The sequence below is a fragment of the Gordonia sp. 852002-50395_SCH5434458 genome (genome assembly GCF_001665905.1).
Lineage (GTDB): Bacteria > Actinomycetota > Actinomycetes > Mycobacteriales > Mycobacteriaceae > Gordonia > Gordonia jacobaea.
Genome location: NZ_LZTC01000011.1, coordinates 18635 through 40451, shown reverse-complemented (window position 1 = coordinate 40451; position 21817 = coordinate 18635). Strand labels below are relative to the sequence as shown.

At 65.6% G+C, this 21817-nt stretch carries 15 protein-coding genes; 14 read left to right on the top strand and 1 reads right to left on the bottom strand.

Annotation, left to right across the window (positions count from 1 at the left end; all coding sequences use genetic code 11):
• The first annotated feature begins 90 nt into the window (after positions 1–90).
• Genes A5785_RS01630 through A5785_RS01610 form a run of 5 tightly spaced genes read left to right on the top strand, consistent with a single transcriptional unit; the run spans position 91 to position 4077 of the window.
• Complete coding sequence (locus A5785_RS01630; RefSeq protein ID WP_049697892.1) at positions 91–963, top strand: MetQ/NlpA family ABC transporter substrate-binding protein; 873 nt, start codon at positions 91–93, stop codon at positions 961–963.
• Positions 953–2047: a methionine ABC transporter ATP-binding protein gene (locus tag A5785_RS01625; protein WP_152930004.1), complete on the top strand. Its 1095-nt coding sequence runs from the start codon at positions 953–955 to the stop codon at positions 2045–2047. The genes A5785_RS01630 and A5785_RS01625 overlap by 11 nt, the downstream gene beginning before the upstream one ends.
• Before the next feature lie 14 nt (positions 2048–2061).
• Entirely contained in the window at positions 2062–2748 is a 687-nt protein-coding gene (locus A5785_RS01620; protein ID WP_082946514.1) for a methionine ABC transporter permease, read from the top strand.
• Positions 2749–2761: 13 nt separating this feature from the next.
• Positions 2762–3382: a nitroreductase family protein gene (locus A5785_RS01615; RefSeq protein WP_049697893.1), complete on the top strand. Its 621-nt coding sequence runs from the start codon at positions 2762–2764 to the stop codon at positions 3380–3382.
• A gap of 47 nt (positions 3383–3429) precedes the next feature.
• Positions 3430–4077 carry a TetR/AcrR family transcriptional regulator gene (locus tag A5785_RS01610; RefSeq protein WP_049697894.1) on the top strand — a complete coding sequence of 216 codons (648 nt, stop codon included), beginning with the start codon at positions 3430–3432 and terminating at the stop codon, positions 4075–4077.
• A 209-nt stretch (positions 4078–4286) separates the two neighbouring features.
• Here A5785_RS01610 and A5785_RS01605 read toward each other — a convergent pair whose 3' ends face one another.
• A complete protein-coding gene (locus tag A5785_RS01605; RefSeq protein ID WP_064864342.1) occupies positions 4287–8117 on the bottom strand; it encodes an indolepyruvate ferredoxin oxidoreductase family protein in 3831 nt (1276 codons plus the stop codon).
• Positions 8118–8519: 402 nt separating this feature from the next.
• On the opposite strand from A5785_RS01605, the gene A5785_RS01600 reads away from it, so the two are divergent.
• From A5785_RS01600 to A5785_RS01560, 9 genes are all read left to right on the top strand, one after another.
• A complete protein-coding gene (locus tag A5785_RS01600) occupies positions 8520–10067 on the top strand; it encodes a carboxyl transferase domain-containing protein (protein WP_231895407.1) in 1548 nt (515 codons plus the stop codon).
• Positions 10068–10101: 34 nt separating this feature from the next.
• Positions 10102–12165 carry an acetyl/propionyl/methylcrotonyl-CoA carboxylase subunit alpha gene (locus tag A5785_RS01595; protein ID WP_049698088.1) on the top strand — a complete coding sequence of 688 codons (2064 nt, stop codon included), beginning with the start codon at positions 10102–10104 and terminating at the stop codon, positions 12163–12165.
• Positions 12165–13310 carry an acyl-CoA dehydrogenase family protein gene (locus A5785_RS01590; RefSeq protein WP_049697896.1) on the top strand — a complete coding sequence of 382 codons (1146 nt, stop codon included), beginning with the start codon at positions 12165–12167 and terminating at the stop codon, positions 13308–13310. The genes A5785_RS01595 and A5785_RS01590 overlap by 1 nt, the downstream gene beginning before the upstream one ends.
• Positions 13307–13816: a MaoC family dehydratase gene (locus A5785_RS01585; protein WP_049697897.1), complete on the top strand. Its 510-nt coding sequence runs from the start codon at positions 13307–13309 to the stop codon at positions 13814–13816. The genes A5785_RS01590 and A5785_RS01585 overlap by 4 nt, the downstream gene beginning before the upstream one ends.
• A gap of 119 nt (positions 13817–13935) precedes the next feature.
• Entirely contained in the window at positions 13936–14787 is an 852-nt protein-coding gene (locus A5785_RS01580) for an HpcH/HpaI aldolase/citrate lyase family protein (protein WP_049698089.1), read from the top strand.
• 47 nt (positions 14788–14834) lie between these two features.
• Complete coding sequence (locus tag A5785_RS01575; protein WP_049697898.1) at positions 14835–16478, top strand: AMP-binding protein; 1644 nt, start codon at positions 14835–14837, stop codon at positions 16476–16478.
• A complete protein-coding gene (locus A5785_RS01570) occupies positions 16478–18508 on the top strand; it encodes an acetoacetate--CoA ligase (protein WP_049697899.1) in 2031 nt (676 codons plus the stop codon). The genes A5785_RS01575 and A5785_RS01570 overlap by 1 nt, the downstream gene beginning before the upstream one ends.
• 100 nt (positions 18509–18608) lie before the next feature.
• Positions 18609–19994 carry a hypothetical protein gene (locus A5785_RS01565; protein ID WP_049697900.1) on the top strand — a complete coding sequence of 462 codons (1386 nt, stop codon included), beginning with the start codon at positions 18609–18611 and terminating at the stop codon, positions 19992–19994.
• Positions 19995–20169: 175 nt separating this feature from the next.
• Positions 20170–21780, top strand: coding sequence for a cell division protein PerM (locus A5785_RS01560; RefSeq protein WP_231895402.1), 1611 nt, complete (start codon positions 20170–20172; stop codon positions 21778–21780).
• The last annotated feature ends 37 nt before the right edge of the window (positions 21781–21817 follow it).

Genomic DNA, 21817 nt, shown 5'->3' with positions numbered 1-21817 from the left:
TGACATCGGCGTGTGGTCGGAGGCCCGGTTTGTGGGCATTAGCGTCTTGCAGAGTCAGATCAGTGTCGATTGTGATTCGCGGAGGTCGTCGTGCGCTCGAAGGTTCTCGCCGTCTTGTTGTTGCTCGTGTTCGGTGGGGCGGTACTGACGGCCTGTGGTGGCGACGACGACTCGTCGAAGGTCAAGATCGGCGTCGCCGATGCGTCCGAGGAATACTGGAATGTGTTCAAGCAGAAGGCTTCTGCGCAGGACATCGACGTCGAGCTGGTGAACTTCACCGACTACAACCAGCCCAATCCTGCGCTCGCAGAGGGCGAACTCGACCTCAACGAATTCCAGCACCTGCTCTACCTCGCCACCTACAACGCGAAGAACAAGCAGAACCTGGTGCCGATCGGTGCGACGGCCGTCTACCCGTTGCCGCTGTACTCGACCAAGCACAAGTCGGTGTCGGAGATCCCGCAGGGTGGGCAGGTCGCGATCCCGAATGATCCGACGAACCAGGCGCGTGGACTGCTGGTCCTCGAGCAGGCGGGCCTGATCACCCTCACCAAGCCGGGCAATGCGTTCTCGACCCTCGCCGACATCGACCAGGGCAAGTCAAAGGTGAAGGTCATCGCCGTCGACGCCGGTCAGACTGCGGCCAACCTGGATTCGGTCGATGCCGCGATCGTCAACAACAACTACGCGACGTCGGCAAAGCTGACCAAGGACCAGATCATCGCGTCCGACGATCCCAACTCGCCCGGGGCCAAGCCATACATCAACGCGTTCGTCGCCCGCAACGACGACAAGGACAACCCCACTTACGCGAAGCTCGTGAAGATCTACCACGACCCCGAGGTGATCGCCGCCGTCAAGCGTTCGCTCGGTGACAGCGGTGTGATCAAGGACAATTCGGCTTCCGAGCTCCAACAGACGACGAAGGACCTGCAGGCGTCCGTCAACACCAATGGCTCCTGACGTCGACGCGGCGTCGGACATCGGTTCACCCGCCGGGTCCGACACCGCGATTGACTTCGTCGGCGTCTCAAAGCGTTTCGACAAGTCGGGGCCGGCAGTTCTCGACGGAATCGATCTGAGTGTCCGCTCGGGGGAAATCGTCGGGATCATCGGTCCGTCCGGTGCGGGAAAGTCGACGCTCGCCAGGCTCATCAACGGTCTCGAACGGCCAACCGGCGGGCAGGTATTCGTGCACGGTGCAGAACACAGTCGGGCGTCGGAACGTGAGCTCAACCGGCTGCGTACCGACATCGGCATGATCTTCCAGCAGTTCAACCTGTTCAACTCGCGGACCGTCGCGGGAAACGTCGACTTCGCATTGAAGGTCGCTCACTTTCCGAAGGCCAAGCGGCGCAGTCGAATCGACGAGCTTCTCGACTTCGTGGGCATCGCCGACAAAGCCGATCAATGGCCGGCGGCGCTCTCGGGCGGACAGAAGCAGCGCGTCGGAATCGCGCGAGCACTCGCCACCTCACCGTCGACCCTCATCGCCGACGAGGCGACGAGCGCGCTCGATCCGCAGACGACGTCGGACACCCTGAAGTTGTTGCGCCGCATCAACTCCGATCTCGGTACGACGATCGTCGTGATCACCCACGAGATGGACGTCATACGTGACGTGTGCGAGTCGGTCGCTGTCCTCGACCACGGTCGGCTCGTCGATCACGGAGATGTGTACTCCGTCTTCGAGCGTCCCACGTCCGACGTCACACGGGGACTGCTCCGGCATGCCGTTGCGGGGGTTCCAGACGCCGACGCACTGGCGACCTTGCGCGCGCGGCACCCCGGACTGCTCGCGACAGTGTCGGTACGCGACGACGGTGCGGTTCGCGGTCACCAGGACGCCACGTTCGACCTGCCCGCGGCCGTTGCGGAGCGCGGCGCTCGATCGACGGTGATCGCGGGCGGCATCAGCGACATCGCGGGCCGACCGTTCGGCGCATTGACCTACGAGATCACCGGCGACGCAACGTCGGTCGACGCTGCGCGTGCGCAACTGGTGCGCATCGACGGCGTCGTCGTACACGAGGAGACGAAGCAGTGACCGCCCAGACGTTCGTGCTCGCCGACGGCGAGAGCTTCACGCGGGTCTTCGGGCCGGAGCTGCGGCCGTTGTTGATCCAATCCATCTGGGAAACCTTCGAACTCGTCGGCGTGACGCTGCTGATCGGAGGTTTGCTGGGGCTGGTCATCGGAGTGATCCTGTACGCGACGAGTCCCGGAAATCTCTGGTCCAACGCGTGGATCTTCAACGGGTTCAACGTCGTTGTGAATATCGTCCGTCCGATCCCGTTCATCATTTTCATCACCGCGATCGCCCCGCTCACCAAAGCTGTGATGGGCACGCGCATCGGTACCGAGGCGGCGATCTTCCCGATGACGCTGATGGCGATGGTGGTCATCGGGCGCGTCGTCGAACAGAGTCTTGTGTCGGTTGACCCGGGCGTCGTCGAAGCGGCACGGGCGTCGGGTGCCAGTCGGCTGCGTACGTTGCTGACCGTCGTGGTTCCCGAGGGCTTCGCGCCGCTGGTCCTCGGATACACGTTCATCTTTGTCGCCATCGTCGACATGTCGGCGATGGCCGGGTACGTCGGCGGTGGCGGTCTCGGCGATTTCGCCTTCCAGTACGGCTATCAGCAGTTCGACTGGAAGCTGACCGTCGTGGTGATCGCCCTGCTGGTCATCCTGGTGCAAGCGGGCCAGTACTTTGGGAACTGGCTGGCACGCCGCGCACGGCACAGATGACCCGAGGAGCACGATGACCGACCTTCTGCCGCTGAACCCCGACGAGTTGTTGACGACGACCCGTTCGGTTCGCAAGCGCCTTGACCTGGAGCGACCTGTTCCGATCGAGGTCGTCCGTGAAGCGCTCGAGGTTGCGATTCAGGCCCCGACGGGGTCGAACGCGCAGGGCTGGCATTGGATCGTCATCACCGACGCCGACCTCAAGCGCAAGGTGGCCGATTACTACGCGCGCTCGTTCGCCGACTACTCGGCGCAGCGCACATTGTCGACCGAGTCCGCCCGCCGCGTCGCCGCCAGCGCCCAGTACCTTGCCGACGTGATGGGCGAGGTGCCCGTGTTGATATTGGGTGCGATCAAAACGGGAGCTGACCTGCCGACGGGCAACCAGGCCGGGGTGTGGGGGTCGTTGCTTCCGGGGGCTTGGAATCTGATGCTCGCCCTGCGCGCACGCGGGTTGGGTTCGGCGTGGACCACCTTGCACCTCGTGTACGAGCAGGAAGTGGCCGACCTGCTCGGGATTCCCGACGGCGTGCACCAGGGAGTGCTGCTGCCGGTCGCCTACACGCAGGGCACCGACTTCACCCCGGCACAACGCAAGCCGCTCGACGACGTCCTACACATCAACGGTTGGTGAATTAACGGCGCGAGCACCGCCGTACCGGCGGTAGATTCGATGACACCATGACCCCAGCAGACCCCGTTGAGACCGCGACGTTCGCCGCGTCTGTCACGCCGCCGCTCACTAAGCGAGGCGAGGCGAAAGCCGCTCGACGTCGAGAAATGCTCGACGCCGCCGCCCGGCAAATGGCCGCACGGGGATTCGCGGGCGTACGCCTCGAGGACATTGGCGGCGCCGTCGGCGTGAGTGGCCCCGCGATGTATCGACACTTCGCGTCGAAGACCGACCTGCTCGATCAGATGCTGCTCGACATCAGCCGCCGACTCCGCGACGGCGGTGCCGAGGTCGTCGACCGCGGCCTCGCGCCAGCGGAGACCCTCGAGGCGCTGATCCACTTCCACATCGACGTGCTCGTCACCAAGCCGGACCTGATCGTCGTGCAGGATCGCGATCTGCACAACCTGACACCCGAGGCCAACCACGAGGTGCGCTCGCTGCAGCGCCGATACGTCGAGCAGTGGGTCGACGTGCTGCTCGCGCTGATGACCGAACGCGGCGCGACCCTCGCGCGACCGGAAGCCCGCGTCCGTGTGCACGCGATGTTCGGCCTGCTCAACTCCTCGCCGCGACTGCCTTCACTCGACAGCTCCCGCCTCCGCACCGTCCTGACCGCCATGGCCACCGCCGCGCTGGAGTGCGCGGGGGAGTGAGCGGGGCCTTCGGCGGCGTCGGGCCGTGCAGAAACTAGGGGAAGGGTTGTTTTCTCGGGTTGTGTGCGTTTCCGCGGGTTGTTTCGCGGGGAACGGTCAGAACCACGGGGAAGAGTTCGGCCGGCCTGGTGCGGGGTGGTCGGAGCGCTACGCAGAAAGTGGGGGAAGAACCCTTCCCCCACTTTCCGCGCACCCAGTCTGGACGGCCGTCAGATCCCGAGCTCGGCGCGGCGGCGTGCGACCTCGGCGCGATACCGTGCGACGTTGTCCATCTTGATCTGCTCGTAGCCGCGGACCATGTCGGGCAGGGCCGCCAACTCGGCCAGCGCCGACAGACGTCCAGGATCGTGAGCGCCCGGATCGGTAGACCCTGAGCCGACGGCGCCGAGGATCGCGTCGACGAGTTCCCGATACTCGACGATGAGCTCGCGCTCGGTGCGTCGAATCTCGGTGTAGCCGAACGGATCGAGGCGCGTGCCGCGCAACTTCTTCATCTTCGCGAGGCCGGCGAGCATCGGGGCTGTCCGCGCACCGAACGACATCTTCTCCTTGCGGCCAAGTGCGCGCAGCAGCGGGGGATGCAGTCGCACAGCGACTTTGGCGTCGTCGCCGTACTCGCCGGTGATCTGCGCGGCGAAGGTCGGATCGGCGGTGAGGCGCGCAACCTCGTACTCGTCCTTGTACGCCATGAGCTTGTACAGGTTGCGTGCCACCGCGTCGACGAGTTCGGGGCTGTCCGATTCGCGCGACACACGGTCGACGACGTCCAGATACTCAGCGGCATAACGCTCGTCGGCGTAGGCGACCAGTTCGTCGACGCGGATGCCGACGCTGTGCGCGAGGTCGTCGTCGAGGTGTAGTCGTGCGACCCGCTCACGAGCGTACGAACTCGGCTCCACCGCAACCGATTCGACGCCGGTCAGCTCTCGCGACACGGCATCCGGATCCGCGATCACCTGACGACCACGCCGGAACGCCTGCAGGTTTGCCGACACCGCAACGCCGTTGAGTTCGACGGCGCGCTCGATCGACTCGGCCGAGATCGGTAGTGCTCCGGTCTGATATGCCGCGCCGACCATCAGCATGTTGGCGAACTGCTCGTCGTCGAACAACTCTGTCGCGAGCGCGCCCGCGTCGAGGTATGCGGCTCGTGCGACCCGCGCGTCGATCGAGTCATGGACGGCGGTGTCGGCGGGGAAGCCGACCGAGGTGTCGATGACCATGGCGCCGGTGGGAATCCGGGTCGTCGACACCACCGCGACGGTCCGATCCGGCGCGGTGACCTTCAGGTTCACCGGGTCGGTGCCGACGAGGGAGTCGCACGCGAGGTACAGGTCGCACGTGTCGGCCGCAGCCTTGGCGGCCTGCTCGACGGGGCTGGGGAGGTGGTCTCGACAAGCTCGACCAGCGGAGTCAGCTCGACCAGCGGGGTAATCAGCTCGACCAGGGGAGGGGGCTCGACCAGCGGTGGGATCGGTTCGACCAGCGGGATCGGCTTGACCAGCGGTGGGATCGGTTCGACCAGCGGAATCAGCTCGACCATCGTTCGGGGTTCGACCAGCGGAATCAGCTTGACCAGCGGCGTCGGCGGAGTGCAGGGCCGAGACCTTGATGTCGCTGACCACGGCGCCGCCCTTTTGGGCGAGGCCGGTCATGTCGACCGTGCGGGCCGCGTGGCCGTCCAGAAACGCTGCGGTGGCGAGGATCTGGGAGACGGTGACGACGCCGGTCCCGCCGATGCCCGTGATGCGCATCGTGAAGTCGGTGTCGGCTGTGACGGGTCGAGTGGTCGGGGGAGCGGGGACGGTGGCGGCGTCGATCTCGGTTGCACGTCGCGTCGCGGGTGTGTGGCCCGGCGTGACGGTGACGAACGACGGACAATCGCCCTTCAGGCACGAGAAGTCGAGGTTGCACGAGCTCTGGTCGATACGTGTCTTGCGGCCGAACTCGGTCGAGACCGGGTGCACCGAAAGGCAATTGGACTTCTCGCCGCAGTCACCGCAGCCCTCGCAGATGCGTTCGTTGATCACGACGCGCTGTGTGGGAGTTGGCATCTGGCCGCGCTTGCGCTTGCGGCGCTTCTCCGCGGCACAGTGCTGATCGTGGATGAGGACCGTGACCCCGGGGATCTCGGCGAGTTCACGTTGTACCTCCGCGAGGTCGCCGCGATCGCGCACGACGACGCCGTCGGCGAGGTCGGCGGAACGTGTGCGCGACGGGTCGTCGGAGGTGACGACGATGCGCGAGACCCCTTCCGCGGCAAGCAGACGCGTCAACTGAGCGAGACTGAACTCGCCGACGGGGTCCTGTCCGCCGGTCATCGCGACGGTGCCGTTGTAGAGCAGCTTGTAGGTGATGTTCTCGCCCGAGGCGACCGCAGCGCGGAGGGCGAGAGATCCCGAATGCGTGAACGTGCCGTCGCCGATGTTCTGCACGAAGTGGTCCGCGGGTACGAACGGTGCCATACCGAGCCACTGCGCGCCCTCGCCGCCCATCTGGGTGACCCCGGCGATGTCGCCGACCTGATCCGGATCCATCAGCAACACCATTGCGTGACAGCCGATTCCGCCGCCAACGAGCGTGCCGGGGCTCACCTTGGTCGAGCTGTTGTGCGGACATCCCGAACAGAAATACGGCGTGCGCACCGCGAGGGGAAGGTCGATCCGGGTACTCGACCGGCGCGCGTTGTGCTCGTCGAGCCATGCCTGCGCGGCGTCGAGGTGATGGTGTCTTGCCAGGCGTGTTGCCAGGCCGAGAGTGACTGCGTCGACGTCGAGTTCGCCGAAACGCGAGAACAACGTCGAACCGTCTTCGTGGACCTTTCCGACGATGCGCGGGGCGCGCGGATGGCGATACAGCATGTCGCGCATCATGGTTTCGATGAAGTCGCGCTTCTCCTCGACGACGATCACCTCGTCGAGTCGACCGGCGGCGGTGTCGGTGATGAAGCGTTCGAGGATCTCGCGGTCCAGCGGGTAGACCATGCCGAGTTTGAGGATGCGAATACCGGCCCGTTGCAGATCGGCGTCGTCGAGCCCCATGAGCCGCAACGCATTCCGCAGATCGAGGTAGGTCTTTCCCGCGGCGACCAGCCCGATCCTGTCGTCGCCACTGCGTACCGCGATTCGGTTGATGCCGTTGTGTCGTGCATATGCCAGCGCGCGGGGGATGCGCGTCGTCAACTGATTCTGTTCGAGCTCCATGAGATTGGCGCCGAGCAGTTTGCCGCTGGGTACGTGCGGGCTGCGCCCCAGATCGCCGTAGACGGGCACGACGCGATCGGGATGCACCACCGCGGTCGACGATCCGTCTGCCACGTGTGCGGAGATCTTGAGCGAGGTCCACAGGCCGCTGACCCGGCTCATCACCGCGGCATGGACGCCGAGGTCGAGGATGTCCTGGGAATCGGCCGGGTAGAGCGTCGGAATGTAGAGGTCGGCGAGCGCCATCTCCGACGTGCAGGGGACGGTCGAACTCTTGGCTGCGGGATCGTCGCCGACGAGCGCCACGGCACCGCCGTCGGGATGCGTGCCGATCAGGTTGGCGTGCCGTATGGCGTCGGATGCGCGGTCGAGACCGGGTGCCTTGCCGTACCAGTAGCCGACGACGCCGTTGCGCTGCTGCCCGTCGTCGTCAGCCGCGAGCGGGCCGAGTGTCGGGGCGAGTTGCGATCCCATGACCGACGTCGCGGCGAGTTCTTCATTGAGACCTGGGCGGTGTACGACGTCGAAGGGTGCGAGGAGCGACTGACGTCGCATGAGTTCGAGGTCGAAGCCTGCGAGCGGCGAGCCCTCGTAGCCGGAGATGAACGACGCCGTGCGCAGATTCTGTCTCCGATCGACGCGGGCGCGATCGGCGATCATCCGGACGAGCGCTGTGATGCCGCCGAGGAAGATCGGACCTTCTTCGCGGGTGTATCGGTCGTCGAGTGTGAAATCGGCGGGGCGTGTCGTCGCACGCGCTCCTGCCTGCGTCGATGCTGAATTCTTCGCGGTTGCGTCGCGCCGGAATCGGTCGGCTCGATCATCTGCGAGGGTCACGGGTTCACCTGGCCTTCGTGGTGTGTCGGCGTCGGCACGGGGTACGGCCGACGACGTGTGGGCTGGGTCCGGGGGTGGTGGACCTCATCACCCACACTACGAAATTGCGTGACGCCCGTCACGTCAGGGACAACAATGACAAGTAGATGACAGCCGCGCCGCGATCCGCTAGAGTCGCTTTCAGTTAATTGCAGCTAACTGAAAGCGCGTGGCTGCACGCATTCCAGCCAAGCGAAAGGTCTGCCTGTGACGAGGGTGGTCTCGACAAGCTCGACCAGCGATGACGGCTCGACCAGGGTGGTCTCGACAAGCTCGACCAGCGATGACGGCTTGACCGGCGGTAAGGGCTCGACCATCGGGAAGGGCTCTACCGGCGGGAAGGGCTCGACCAGCGGTCGGGCGGTGCACGAGTCCAACGTCGCGACGCTGAGGGAGCGCCTTGCGCGGGTCGCGGTCGGCGGCGGCGAGCGGGCTCGGGAACGGCACATCTCGCGCGGCAAGCTGCTCCCTCGCGATCGCGTCGACGGCTTGCTCGACGTCGGGTCGCCGTTCCTCGAGGTCGGATCGCTTGCGGCGTTCGGGATGTACGACGACAAGGCGCCGTCGGCCGGTGTGATCGCCGGTGTCGGACGGGTGGCCGGGCGCGAGTGCATGATCGTCGCCAACGACGCCACGGTGTCGGGTGGCACCTACTACCCGATGACGGTCAAGAAGCATCTGCGCGCGCAGGAGATCGCCGCCGCCAACCGGCTGCCCTGCATCTACCTCGTCGATTCCGGTGGCGCGATGCTCCTCGCGCAGGACGAGGTCTTCCCCGACCGCGAACACTTCGGACGCATCTTCTACAACCAGGCGACGATGAGCGCGGCAGGTATCCCGCAGATCGCGGCGGTGCTGGGATCGTCGACGGCAGGCGGCGCCTATGTGCCGGCGATGAGCGACGAGACCGTCATCGTCCGCAATCAGGGCACCATCTTCCTCGCGGGACCCCCGCTGGTGAAGGCGGCGACCGGCGAGGACGTCAGTGCGGAGGACCTCGGCGGCGGTGCCATGCACTCGTCGGTCTCCGGGGTCACCGACCACCTCGTCGACAACGACCAGCAGGCGCTCGCCAAGGTGCGCGAAATCGTCGCGACCCTCGGACCGCGCGAACAACCGCAGTGGGACACGATCGCCCCGCGTGAACCCGCGCGCAGCCAGATCGACATCTACGACGTCGTGCCCACCGATCCGCGTACCCCGTACGACGTTCGACAGGTCATCGAGATCATCAGCGACGCAGGAGAATTCACCGAGTTCAAGGCTAACTACGGCACCACGCTGGTCACGGCGTTCGCGCACGTGCACGGCCATCCCGTCGGCTTCATCGCCAACAATGGTGTGCTGTTCAGCGAATCAGCGCTCAAGGGAGCGCACTTCATCGAACTGTGCGACCAGCGTCGAATTCCATTGGTGTTCTTGCAGAACATCACCGGATTCATGGTCGGGCGTGCCTACGAGGAAGGCGGTATCGCCAAGAACGGCGCCAAGATGGTCAATGCCGTTGCGTGCGCGCGTGTTCCGAAGTTCACCGTGATGATCGGCGGCTCGTTCGGCGCGGGCAATTATTCGATGTGCGGCCGCGCGTACTCGCCGCGGTTCCTGTGGTCGTGGCCCAACGCGCGCATCTCCGTGATGGGTGGACCACAGGCCGCCGACACTCTTGCGACGGTGCGCCGCAACCAGATCGAACGATCCGGCAAGGAGTGGTGTGCCGACGACGAGGAGGCGTTCAAGACGCCGATTCGAGAGCAGTTCGACGAACAGTCCGATGCGTATTACTCGACGGCGCGCCTCTGGGACGACGGCATCGTCGATCCGGCACACACCCGCACGTTGCTCGGGCTCGCGCTCGAAACCGCCCGTTACGCACCGCTGGCCGATCAGCGCTACGGCGTCTTCCGGATGTGACCGACCGATGCGACACGAGATGGATGAGAACGTCATGACGACACCGACAGCCCGCCCGATCCGCAGCGTGCTCGTGGCCAACCGAGGCGAGATCGCGTGCCGCGTCATTGAGACATTGCGCCGCATGGGGATTCGGAGCATCGCCGTCTACTCCGACGCCGATGCCGACGCTCTGCATGTGCGGATGGCCGACGTGGCGGTACGACTGGGACCCGCGTCGGCCGCACGCAGCTACCTCGACATCGACGCGGTGGTGCGCGCCGCGCAGCAGACCGGCGCCGACGCGGTGCACCCCGGCTACGGATTCCTCTCGGAGAACCAGAAATTCGCGGTCGCGCTCGACGCCGCGGGGATTGCCTTCATCGGACCTCCGGCGGACGCGATCGCGACGATGGGCGACAAGATCACCGCGCGGGCCGCCGTCGTCGAACGTGACGTCCCGGTGGTGCCCGGTCTGTCGCGGCCTGGGCTGACCGACGAGGATCTGATCGCGGCTGCGCCCGAGATCGGATTCCCGGTGCTGATCAAGCCGAGCGCCGGTGGCGGCGGCAAGGGTATGCATCGCGTCGAGAACGCCGACGAACTCCCGGCAGCGCTCCAGCGTGCACGACGAGAGGCCGGATCGGCATTCGGCGACGACTCGCTGTTCCTCGAGCACTTCGTCGACACCCCCCGCCATATCGAGGTGCAGGTCCTAGCCGACCAGTACGGCAACGTGATTCATCTCGGCGAGCGCGAGTGCTCGCTGCAACGTCGACACCAGAAGGTCATCGAGGAGGCGCCCTCGGCGCTCCTCGACGAGGCGACGCGCGCACGTATCGGTGAGGCCGCCTGCGACGCTGCACGCAGTGTCGGCTACACCGGTGCGGGCACCGTCGAATTCATCGTCTCCGCCAAGCGACCCGACCAGTTCTTCTTCATGGAGATGAACACCCGGCTGCAGGTCGAGCATCCCGTCACCGAACTGGTCACCGGAGTCGACCTCGTCGAGCAGCAGATCCGGGTTGCGCGCGGTGAGAAGCTCGCGCTCACCCAGTCCGACATCGTCTTGTCGGGCCACGCGATCGAGGCGCGGGTATACGCAGAAGATCCGGCACGAGGATTCCTGCCGACCGGCGGCACGATAGTCGCGCTCGAACAGCCGGGTGGACACGGAGAGAATGCCGAATACAGCGGCATCCGTGTCGATTCCGCGATGTTCGAGGGCATGGTCGTCGGGAGTGACTACGACCCGATGCTCGCCAAGGTCATCGCGTACGGCAGCGACCGCGACGAGGCGATCGAACGCCTCGACCAGGCTCTCGCGCACACCAGAGTGCTCGGTGTGGTGACCAACATCGACTTCTGTCGCTTCGTGTTGGCGCAGGACCGCGTACGCGACGCCGAACTCGACACCGAACTGCTCGACAGGCTCGTCGTCGACTACGCTGCGCCGCAACCGGTTCCGGAAGCATTGGTGCTCCTGGGTGCTGCCCGCACCGGGTTTCGGCAGCCCGGCGACGTCTGGAATACCGAAGTCGGTTGGCGCATCGGCGTACCCGCACCGGTGGTGACCCGCATCGTCGACGGCGACAACAGGCACTGGACGGTCTCGTTTTATGTCGACGCCGCCACCGACGATATTCTGCGTGGACATGCGACGGTCTCCGGCGACGACGTCGACTCCTGGGAAGCCGACGTCGAGTACCGTCGAATCGACCAGGGCGGCAACGGAGATCACGTCGACCGCTTGATCGTCGACGGCGTCAGTCAGTCGTGGTCTCACTCCGAGATCGACGGATCGTGGTGGGTCGCGGGTCCCACGGGATCGTGGACCCTCGAACTCGCGCGACCGATCCTCGACGAGGCCGCAGACGAGAAGGCCGGAGAGATCACCTCGCCCATGCCCGGGACCATCGTTGCCGTGTCGGTCGATGACGGCGACGCCGTCGAGGCAGGCGCACCCGTGATCGTCGTCGAGGCGATGAAGATGGAGCACACGCTGACGGCGCCGACTGCAGGCGTCGTTGCGCTCGCGGCACAGGTCGGCGACAAGGTCGCGGCCGGTCAGACACTTGCACACGTAACCGACGAGAATTCGATGGAGCAGGCCAACTGATGGAATTGACACAGGACTACACCGACCTGATCGACACCGTGCGCGACTTCGCGCAGTCGGTGGTGGCGCCGGTCGCTGCGAAACACGATGCGGAACACAGCTTTCCGTACGAGGTTGTCTCGCAGATGGGAAAGATGGGCCTCTTCGGGCTTCCGTTCTCCGAAGAGTACGGCGGCATGGGTGGCGACTACTTCGCACTGTCGCTCGCGCTCGAGGAACTCGGCAAGGTCGACCAGTCGGTCGCGATCACGCTCGAGGCGGGTGTGTCGCTTGGAGCGATGCCCATCTACAAGTTCGGCACCGAGGAGCAGAAGCAGCGCTACCTGCCCGACCTGACATCTGGTGTCGCACTGGCCGGATTCGGCCTCACCGAGCCGGGAGCCGGCTCCGATGCCGGGGCAACCGCCACAACTGCGCGCGACGACGGCGACAGCTGGATCATCAACGGCGCCAAGCAGTTCATCACCAACTCGGGAACCGACATCACGTCGCTGGTGACGGTGACCGCGGTGACCGGTGTCAAAGACAATGGGCGCAAGGAGATCTCGACCATCATCGTGCCGTCGGACACGGTCGGGTTCACCGCGGAGCCGGCGTACAACAAGGTCGGCTGGAATGCGTCGGACACCCATCCGCTGACCTTCACCGACGCGCGGGTGCCGACCGAGAATCTGCTGGGGGAGCGTGGCCGCGGCTACGCGAACTTCCTGTCCATCCTCGACGAGGGACGTATCGCCATCGCGGCACTCGCGACGGGCGTGGCGCAGGGGTGCGTCGACGAGAGCGTGAAGTACGCCAAGGAGCGGCAGTCCTTCGGTCAGCCCATCGGCAACTATCAATCGGTGTCGTTCTCAATCGCCCGCATGGAGGCGCGAGCACACGTCGCCCGCACCGCATACTACGACGCCGCGGCGAAGATGTTGGCGGGCAAGCCCTTCAAGAAGGAGGCGTCGATCGCCAAGATGATCGCCAGCGAAGCCGCGATGGACAACGCGCGGATGGCCACACAGATCCACGGCGGCTACGGGTTCATGAACGAGTACCCGGTGGCACGCCACTACCGGGACTCGAAGATCCTCGAGATCGGGGAGGGCACCACCGAGGTGCAACTCATGCTCATCGCGCGAGAGCTGGGGTTCTCATGAGTGATGGAGCCCAATCGCCCACATCGACTGCTCGGAGGGTGATACAACGCGGGTTGTGGTTCGAGGAGTTCGTCGAGGGCACGGTGTACGAGCACCGGCCGGGACGCACCGTGACCGAGGCCGACAACGTGCTGTTCACCACGCTCACCATGAACACCCAGGCACTGCATCTCGACGCTGCGTGGTCGGCGCAGCAACCCGGCTTCGGCGGTCAGCGACTCATCAATTCGATGTTCACGCTGTCGACCATCGTCGGATTGTCGGTGTCGCAACTGACCCAGGGGACGCTCGTCGCAAACCTCGGTTTCAGCGAGGTCTCCTTTCCCGCACCGTTGTTCGCGGGCGACACGCTGTACGCGGAGACGGAGTGCACCGGCATCCGCGAGTCCCGGTCGCGGCCCGGCGAAGGGGTTGTCAATCTGCTCCACGTCGGTCGCAATCAGGACGGGGTGGTTGTCGCCCGAGCCGCGAGGGCCACACTGGTACGGAAGCGACCCGACGACTGACACCGCCGGAGACAACTCCGGCGACGTCTGAACGAACAGGAGTGAGAATCGTGACCACCGGCCCGATCGTGCCGCCCAATCAGTTCGGTATTTCCAGCCAGATCGGCAATGAACCGCAGATGTTGGTCAACGCCTGGCTGCCCTCGGGGCCGGCGATGCTGTTCTGTCCGGCGGACCGTCCCGATCGCTACCAGAAGGCGCTCGAGCGAGCCGACGTCGTCATCCTCGACCTCGAGGACGCCGTCGCACCGGAGAATCGCGTGGCAGCGCGGGAAGCGTTGATCGCCAACCCGATCGACCCCGACCGAACCGTCGTGCGTATCAACCCGGCAGGTACCGGCGACTATCGGCGTGATCTCGCAGCCCTGAGTGACACCAACTATCGGGTGGTCATGCAGGCGAAGGCCGAAACCGCGACGTCGATCATCGAGACGGCGTTTCAGACGATCGCACTCATCGAGACACCACTCGGGGTCGTCAACGTCAACGAGATCGCTCAAGCCGTCAACTGCATCGGATTGATGTGGGGTGCAGAGGATCTCGTTGCCGGTCTCGGCGGCAAGTCGAGCAGATTCGGTCAGGGCGAGCGAGGAGCGGGTACCTATCGTGACGTTGCCCGCTACGCACGCGCGATGGTGCGGATCTCCTCGGCAGCCGCCGGGATCTTTGCCGTCGACTCGGTGCACATCGACATCCCCGACACCGACGGCCTTGTTGCGGAGGTCCGCGACGCCGTCGCACTCGGATACGCCGCGACAGCATGTATCCACCCCTCGCAGGTGGAGATCATCCGCGCTGGCTACAGCCCGGATGCCGACGAGATCGACTGGGCCAAGCAGGTTCTCGAGAAGTCGGAGGAGTATCACGGTGGCGTCTTCAGCCTCGACGGGCAGATGATCGACGGCCCCGTGCTTCGTCAGGCCGAGGCTGTGCTGGCGCGTGCCGCCGCAGCCGAGAACCTCGACACCTAAATGACCGCATGATCAGGATATGAGTCCACGAGAAGAGAGTGATCCGAATGGCCGAGCCGACGGTCGAATTGGCCTATGCCCGTGGTGAAGACAACCCGCCGCTGCTGACGGAGACGATCGGGCAAACGCTCGCGCGAACAACCGAGGCGTACGGGGAGAACCTCGCACTGGTCGACGCGCCGAGCGGGCGCACCTGGACGTACCGAGAGTTCCGCACCGAGGTCCTCGCGCTCGCCGCCGGACTGCTGCGGCACGGCGTTCAGACAGGCGATCGGGTCGGGCTGTGGGCGCCCAACCGACCCGAATGGGTGATGGTGCAATACGCGACCGCCGAGATCGGTGCCATTCTCGTCAATCTCAATCCCGCCTATCGCCAGAACGAACTCGACTACGCGCTCACGCAGTCGGGTACGAGCGTCGTGCTCGCCGCCGACCGCTACAAGGACTCCGACTACCGGGGAATGCTCGACGCCGCTCGGCCTTCGACGCCGGAACTGCGTGAGGTCATCCTGTTCGAGACGCCCGAGTGGGATGAACTGCTCACCCGGCCGTCGGACGACGAGTTGGCTGCGGTGGCGCAACGCGCGTCGACGCTGCGGCCGGACGACTCGATCAATATCCAATACACCTCGGGTACAACGGGTTTCCCGAAGGGGGCGACACTCACACACGCCAATATCAGCAACAACGGTTATCTCGTCGGCGAACTCCTCGCCTATACCGACGCCGACCGCATCTGCATCCCGGTGCCGTTCTACCACTGCTTCGGCATGGTGATGGGAAACCTGGCCGCGACGAGTCATGGTGCGGCCATGGTCATTCCGTCGCCGACATTCGATCCCGAAGCCGCGCTCCGCGCCGTCGCGGACTATCGCTGCACGAGCCTCTACGGTGTGCCGACGATGTTCATCGCCGAGCTGGCGCTCCTCGATCACGTCGAGCCCGGCCAGATCGATCTGTCGAGTCTGCGGACCGGGATCATGGCGGGTTCGCCGTGCCCCGAACACGTGATGCGGCAGGTCGTTGATCGCATGCACATGGGCGAGGTCTCGATCTGTTACGGGATGACCGAAACATCGCCGGTGTCGTGTCAGACGAGAGTCGACGATCCGCTGGAACTGCGGGTCGGCACAGTCGGGCGCGTCGGCCCGCATCTGGAGATCAAGGTGATCGACCCGATCACGGGAGAGACACTGCCGCGCGGCGAGACCGGCGAATTCTGTACCCGCGGCTACAGCGTGATGAGTGGGTACTGGAACGAACCCGAGAAGACCGATGAGGCGCTCGACGCCGACGGCTGGATGCACACCGGCGATCTGGCCGTCATGGATCCGAACTCGTACGTACGGATCACGGGGCGCATCAAGGACATGGTGATCCGCGGGGGAGAGAACATCTATCCGCGTGAGATCGAGGAGTTCCTCTACACCCACCCAGATATCCTCGACGCACAGGTGATCGGAGTGCCCGACGAGCGCTACGGCGAAGAGCTGATGGCGTGGATTCAGTTGCGCGACGGCGTCGCCGACCTCACGGCCGACGACGTGCGCGAGTTCGCGACGGGCAAGATCGCGCGCCACAAGATCCCGAGATACGTCCACGTGGTCAAGGAATTCCCGATGACCGTCACCGGCAAGGTGCGCAAGGTGGCGATGCGCGCTGAGTCCGTCGACCTTCTCGGGTTGGCGTAATGGCGTCGTCGACCGTCCCCAGATCTTCGGAGCGAGGCGAAATAACTACGCGCATCGACGACTTCGCGCGACAGGTCGCCGAGCGCTACGGCGTCGACACGTCGTCGTACGAGACGCTGTGGTCGTGGTCGGTGGACAGTCCGGCGCAGTTCTGGCGTGCGGTGTGGGACTTCTACGATCTCGACGCCATTGCCGGTCCGCTCGCCGAGGGAGACGACGCCGTCCTCGCGTCGACGGAAATGCCGGGCGCGCAATGGTTTTCCGACGTCACCCTGAACTACGTGGATCAGGTCTTCCGGCATGCCGACGATCCCGACGCCGCTGCGCGGACCGCGATCGTCGGAGTCGACGAGAGCGGTACCCTTGTGTCGCTGACCTGGGCACAATTGCGTGAACAGTCGTTGTCGTTCGCGCGCACGCTTCGCCGGCTCGGGGTCGGTGTCGGCGATGTGGTCGCTGCTTACCTGCCCGACATTCCCGAGGCGTTGGTGGCGTTCCTCGGAACCGCGGCGGTCGGCGCGATCTGGTCGGGTTGCGGGCAGGACTACGCACCCTCAGGTGCCGCGGGCCGCCTCGCCCAACTCGAGCCCAAGGTGCTGGTCACCGCCGACGGCTACCGATACAACGGCAAAGACATGGACAAGGCGGCCGACAGCGCGGAACTGGCAGGCCTTCTCGAAGGGCTGGGCTCCCACATCGTCGTCGGCGATCCGTCGCGCCAGCCCGCACGCGGAATCGAAGTTCTGAGCTACGAGAGCGCCATTGCGTCGAATTCGCAGGCGCAGTCCGACGTTCGCGACGCCGACATCCCGGTGCGGGTCGGGTTCGATCATCCGCTGTGGGTGCTGTTCAGCTCGGGAACAACGGGGCGCCCCAAGGGAATTGTGCACGGGCACGGCGGCGTCGTCGTCGAACATCTGAAAGCCGCTGGGCTGCATGCCGATCTGTCGCGTGACGACGTCTTCTTCTGGCACACCGCACTGAGTTGGATGATGTGGAACTTTCAGGCAGCGGGATTGCTGGTCGGTGCCGAGATCGTCTGTTACAGCGGCTCACCGCTCTACCCCGACGCCGATCGGCTCTGGGCACTCGTCGCCGACGAACGCGTCACCTACTTCGGCACCAGTCCCGGACAGTTGCAGGCAAGCCGCAAGGCAGGTCTGCGACCTGGCCGCGACCACGACCTGGCGGCGCTGCGGGGAATCGGGAGTACCGGTTCGGCGTTGTCGGCAGACCTGTTCGACTGGATCGACGAAAACGTGCGCCCCGGAATCCCGGTGTCGTCGATCAGTGGCGGTACCGACGTGGTGACCGCGTTCGCGGGCGGATCGTCGGGGCAGCCGGTGGTGCCCGGTGAATTGTCGGTGCGGTACCTCGGTGTGGCGCTTGCCAGTTGGGCTCCGGACACCACGCCGCTGATCGGTGAGGTCGGCGAGATGGTCGTCACCGCACCGATGCCCTCGATGCCGGTGAGCTTTTGGAACGACCCGGACGGTGCTCGCTATCGGGCGGCATACTTTGCGCACGAGTGGTCGGGCACCGAGACCGACTCGGAACCCGTATGGCGACACGGCGATTGGGTCACGGTCACCGATCGGGGTTCACTCATCATCCACGGCCGCAGCGACGCGACGCTCAACAAGCAGGGCGTGCGGATGGGCTCGGCCGACATCTATGAGGTCGTCGAAAGCCTCCCCGAGATCGCAGAGGCATTCGTGCTCGGCGTCGACGGTCCCGACGGCAAGTACTGGATGCCGCTGTTTGTGACCCTGGTGCCCGGCGCCACGCTCGACGATGATCTGCGCTCGACGATCGCGTCGTCGATCCGCACACGACTGTCGCCACGACATGTGCCGGACGAGGTGATCGAGGCGCCCGGCATCCCGCACACCCGCACGGGCAAGAAGCTCGAGGTGCCGGTGACGGCGATCCTCGCTGGCCGCAGCGGCGTCGACGTCGACCCTCGATCGATAGACGATCCGGGCCTCATCGACTGGTACTCGGAGCGCGGTCGCGAACATCAGTGGTGAGGGATGCGTCTCACACCGATGTACTAGCGTGGTCGGGGAACTGCCGTGCCATGTGTGCATGTGGGTGCGGCTCGCACGCTTCGACCAGGAGATATGACGTATGAGCTATCAGCCGGGAAGCTCCGGTTACGGCGCTTCCGACTCGGGCCAGGGTTATGGACAACAGGCCGGATATCCGCAGGCCGGGAGCGGGCAGCGCAGCTCTGACCAGCAGGGATCGTCGCAGCAGGGATCGTCCCAACAAGGATCGTCACAGCAGGGCTACGGACAGCAGGCGCCCGGTCAGTACGGCTACGGACAGCCTTCCGGCTATGGCCAGCAGGGTGCCGGGGGCTACGGACAAGCTCAGGGCTACGGGCAGCAGGGATATGGGCAACAGTCCGGATATCCCCAGTCCGGGTACTCGCAGCCGGGATACGGTCAGTCCGATTACAACCAATACGGGCAGGGGCAATACGGCTACGGTGCCGCGCCGAAGCCTGCGAGCCAGGGGCTTCCGGCGAACATTTCGTTCATCCTCGCCATCGCTCTGTGCGCGCTCGCGGCGCTGAACCTGTTCATCGGCTTCTGGAGCTATGGCTCCGGGCTGTCGTCCGGCATCATCGTGATCGCTCTGTCGCTGCTCGCGGCTTTGTTCCCGAACAAAGTCGCTGTCAACGCGCTCGTTCCGGTCTTGGCGGCTTGGACCAGCGCCGACGCGGTGACTCGGATCTACTCGATCATTCGCTCCGCAGTGTCGGACGCTCAGAACTACGCGAACTACGGCGGCTACGTGCCCGCCTCCACCTCGTGGCAGGACTACGTGCAGTTGGTCCTGGCGTTGCTGATCGCGGGACTCGCGATCCTCTGGCTGCTCGTCGTGCTCGATGCGGTCAAGGTGGCACCAGCGCCGGGCGCTGCCGCAACGACAGGTTCGGTGCCCACCGGCGCGACCGTGACGGCCGTCGAGCAGACGACCATCGTGGCCGAGTCGACGCCCGCTACGCAGGCATACGGTCAGGCGACAACGACCGGCTACGGCGATGCACAGGCATCGGGCAAGGCGCAGGCGCCTGTCGCTTCGAGTCCCGCTGGCTCTCATTCCCCAGCGTCAGGTTCCTCTGCCGGTAGCTACGGACAGTCGGCGTACACCTACGGCCAGTCGCCCTCTCATCAGGCGGGCAGCTCAACTGCGTACGGCGCGGGCGCAGCGTCGGCACCGGAGTCGTCGCCCCAGGAGTCGTCGCCCCACTCATCGTCGTACTCGCCCTACTCGGCTTCGTCGTATTCGCAGTCGCAGCCGTCGGCGAGTCCGTCCGCTCAGCCCGGATACCCGGGCGGCACCGGAGCGTCAGAGTCGACAGGGCCGGGTTCGAAGGGCTCGAAGGGAGGTGCGGGGTCCTCGCCGACCGCCGCGCCGTCGGCCGAGAGCGGATACGGGGAGCGCGGGGAGCGCACCACGGCGTTCCACCGGCCCGAAGATCAGTCGGGCAGGGGCGGTTCGTAGTCGAGCTGACGACGCGGCCGACACCCCTGGGTTGTGAATCCCCCGGGGGAGCCATCCAGATAATTCGATACGCGCAGGGCCCCGCCACGTTGCGGGGCCCTGCGCGTATGCCGTGAGCGTCGTCTCTCGGCGCGTCTCCGACTCAACTGCAGTCACTCGTGTCACGCTCGTAACGATGTCGTCGATCAGGTCTGTGCCCAGAGAGAATCTTTCCGCGCGTCTGCGTCAGGTGCGGCGGGCGACCCGTGCCCAGCGTCTCGGCACCGAGGGCAGCGCGCGCGAGTTGATCCTCGTCGCATTCGGGGTTCCGGTCATCACGCTGATGGTCCTCGTGGTCTGTGTGCTGGCAGTGCTCCTCATGTCCGGCGGAGATATGTCGGGCATCGCGAACGTGATCTCGGCGTGCTGGCTCGCGATCCACCAGGTGCCGCTGACGATGAACGGCGTCACGCTCGGCGTACTTCCCATGCTTCCGACCCTCCTCGTCGCAGCGGGAACCGCCGGATTCGCATCGTCGGCGAGCCGCGTTGGACGGTCTCCGTCTGAGCTCGCGGCGATCGCGGCCGCTGCGATCGGCGGACCACTCGTGATCACCGCGATGGCATTGGCTGTCCTCATGGACGGATCGTCGGATATGCCCGTTGCTGCGCCAAATGCCTTGTTGGCCTTCGGCTGCACGATCGCACTGCACGGGCTGGCGACAGCCGCAGGTGTGGTCTGGAGACGACGTCGCGACCTCGCAGCACTGACCTCGGTGACCCCCGCCGACCGTCGAGGGTTTCGCTTCGGTCTCCTTGCCGCGGTTGCGCTCCTCGCGGCCGGGTCGGTGCTCGTTCTGGTGCGACTCTTACTGAGCTTCTCCGACGTCGGGCAGCTCCTCGGCGGCGGCTACCGCTTCGACGGTTACCTGGGGCTGACAGTGCTGTCGATCCTTTACCTTCCCAACGTGATCGTGGGCGCGACGGCAGTTCTCGTGGGCGCCGACGTCCACGTCGGGGCGATGTCGGTGGACCTCTTGTCCGTACGCAGCGGCCCGCTGCCGCCCGTGCCACTGCTCGCGGCGCTCCCCGATGCCGATTACGGCACGCTCGGCGTCGTCGGATTCGTTGTGCCCGCTGCCGTCGCCGGCTACGTCGGTTGGCGATGCCGATCGCTCGACCCGATCGCGCACGTCCGCGCTGTCGGCGTGGCCGGAGCGGTCGCGGCGTCGATCATCGTGCTGCTTGCCTGGCCCGCGGGCGGCCAACTCGGCGAGATCGGCGCGACGGGCATCAATGTCGCGGCTGCGGGAGTGTTCACGCTCGGTTGGGTTGTCGTCGTCGGCCTGATCGTCGCGCTCATTTACGGCTGCCTGCCATCGACTCGGCGCGCCAGGCTGCAGATCGAGTCCGGCGGTGAGGATTCCGACGATCTCGACACCTGGCTCGACGACTCCGGATACGACGACGACTACGTCGTCGACTCCCGGGACGAGGACGGCTCGTGGGACGAGGATGGCTCCTGGGATGAGAACGACGACGCCGACGGCGTCGTGGACTTGGACAGTGCTTCGGAGTACGAGGACAGCGGCGTCGACGTCAGCGACGACGCGAGTGACGAGCCCGATGGTGGCGCGGATGACAGCGTCACCGTGTTCGACGACGCCACAGTGTTCGACGACGCCACAGTGCTGGACGACGGCACCGGGTTTGACGATGACGGAAGCGGCGTCGACTCCGTCAGCACCGCGGACGCAGCGACTCGCTCACGGGGCGCGAACAGCGATCCACTAGGCTCGCAGATGTGAACAGAACCCCCGTAGACGCTGCCGGTAGCCCGGTACG

What these genes read in the sequence shown, in the direction of transcription:
- A5785_RS01610 (WP_049697894.1), top strand. Translation starts at nt 3,430, where the DNA reads ATGACCCCAGCAGACCCCGTTGAGACCGCGACGTTCGCCGCGTCTGTC.
- A5785_RS01575 (WP_049697898.1), top strand. Translation starts at nt 14,835, where the DNA reads ATGGCCGAGCCGACGGTCGAATTGGCCTATGCCCGTGGTGAAGACAAC.
- A5785_RS01580 (WP_049698089.1), top strand. Translation starts at nt 13,936, where the DNA reads ATGTTGGTCAACGCCTGGCTGCCCTCGGGGCCGGCGATGCTGTTCTGT.
- A5785_RS01595 (WP_049698088.1), top strand. Translation starts at nt 10,102, where the DNA reads ATGACGACACCGACAGCCCGCCCGATCCGCAGCGTGCTCGTGGCCAAC.
- A5785_RS01590 (WP_049697896.1), top strand. Translation starts at nt 12,165, where the DNA reads ATGGAATTGACACAGGACTACACCGACCTGATCGACACCGTGCGCGAC.
- A5785_RS01565 (WP_049697900.1), top strand. Translation starts at nt 18,609, where the DNA reads ATGAGCTATCAGCCGGGAAGCTCCGGTTACGGCGCTTCCGACTCGGGC.
- A5785_RS01560 (WP_231895402.1), top strand. Translation starts at nt 20,170, where the DNA reads ATGTCGTCGATCAGGTCTGTGCCCAGAGAGAATCTTTCCGCGCGTCTG.
- A5785_RS01615 (WP_049697893.1), top strand. Translation starts at nt 2,762, where the DNA reads ATGACCGACCTTCTGCCGCTGAACCCCGACGAGTTGTTGACGACGACC.
- A5785_RS01570 (WP_049697899.1), top strand. Translation starts at nt 16,478, where the DNA reads ATGGCGTCGTCGACCGTCCCCAGATCTTCGGAGCGAGGCGAAATAACT.
- A5785_RS01625 (WP_152930004.1), top strand. Translation starts at nt 953, where the DNA reads ATGGCTCCTGACGTCGACGCGGCGTCGGACATCGGTTCACCCGCCGGG.
- A5785_RS01585 (WP_049697897.1), top strand. Translation starts at nt 13,307, where the DNA reads ATGAGTGATGGAGCCCAATCGCCCACATCGACTGCTCGGAGGGTGATA.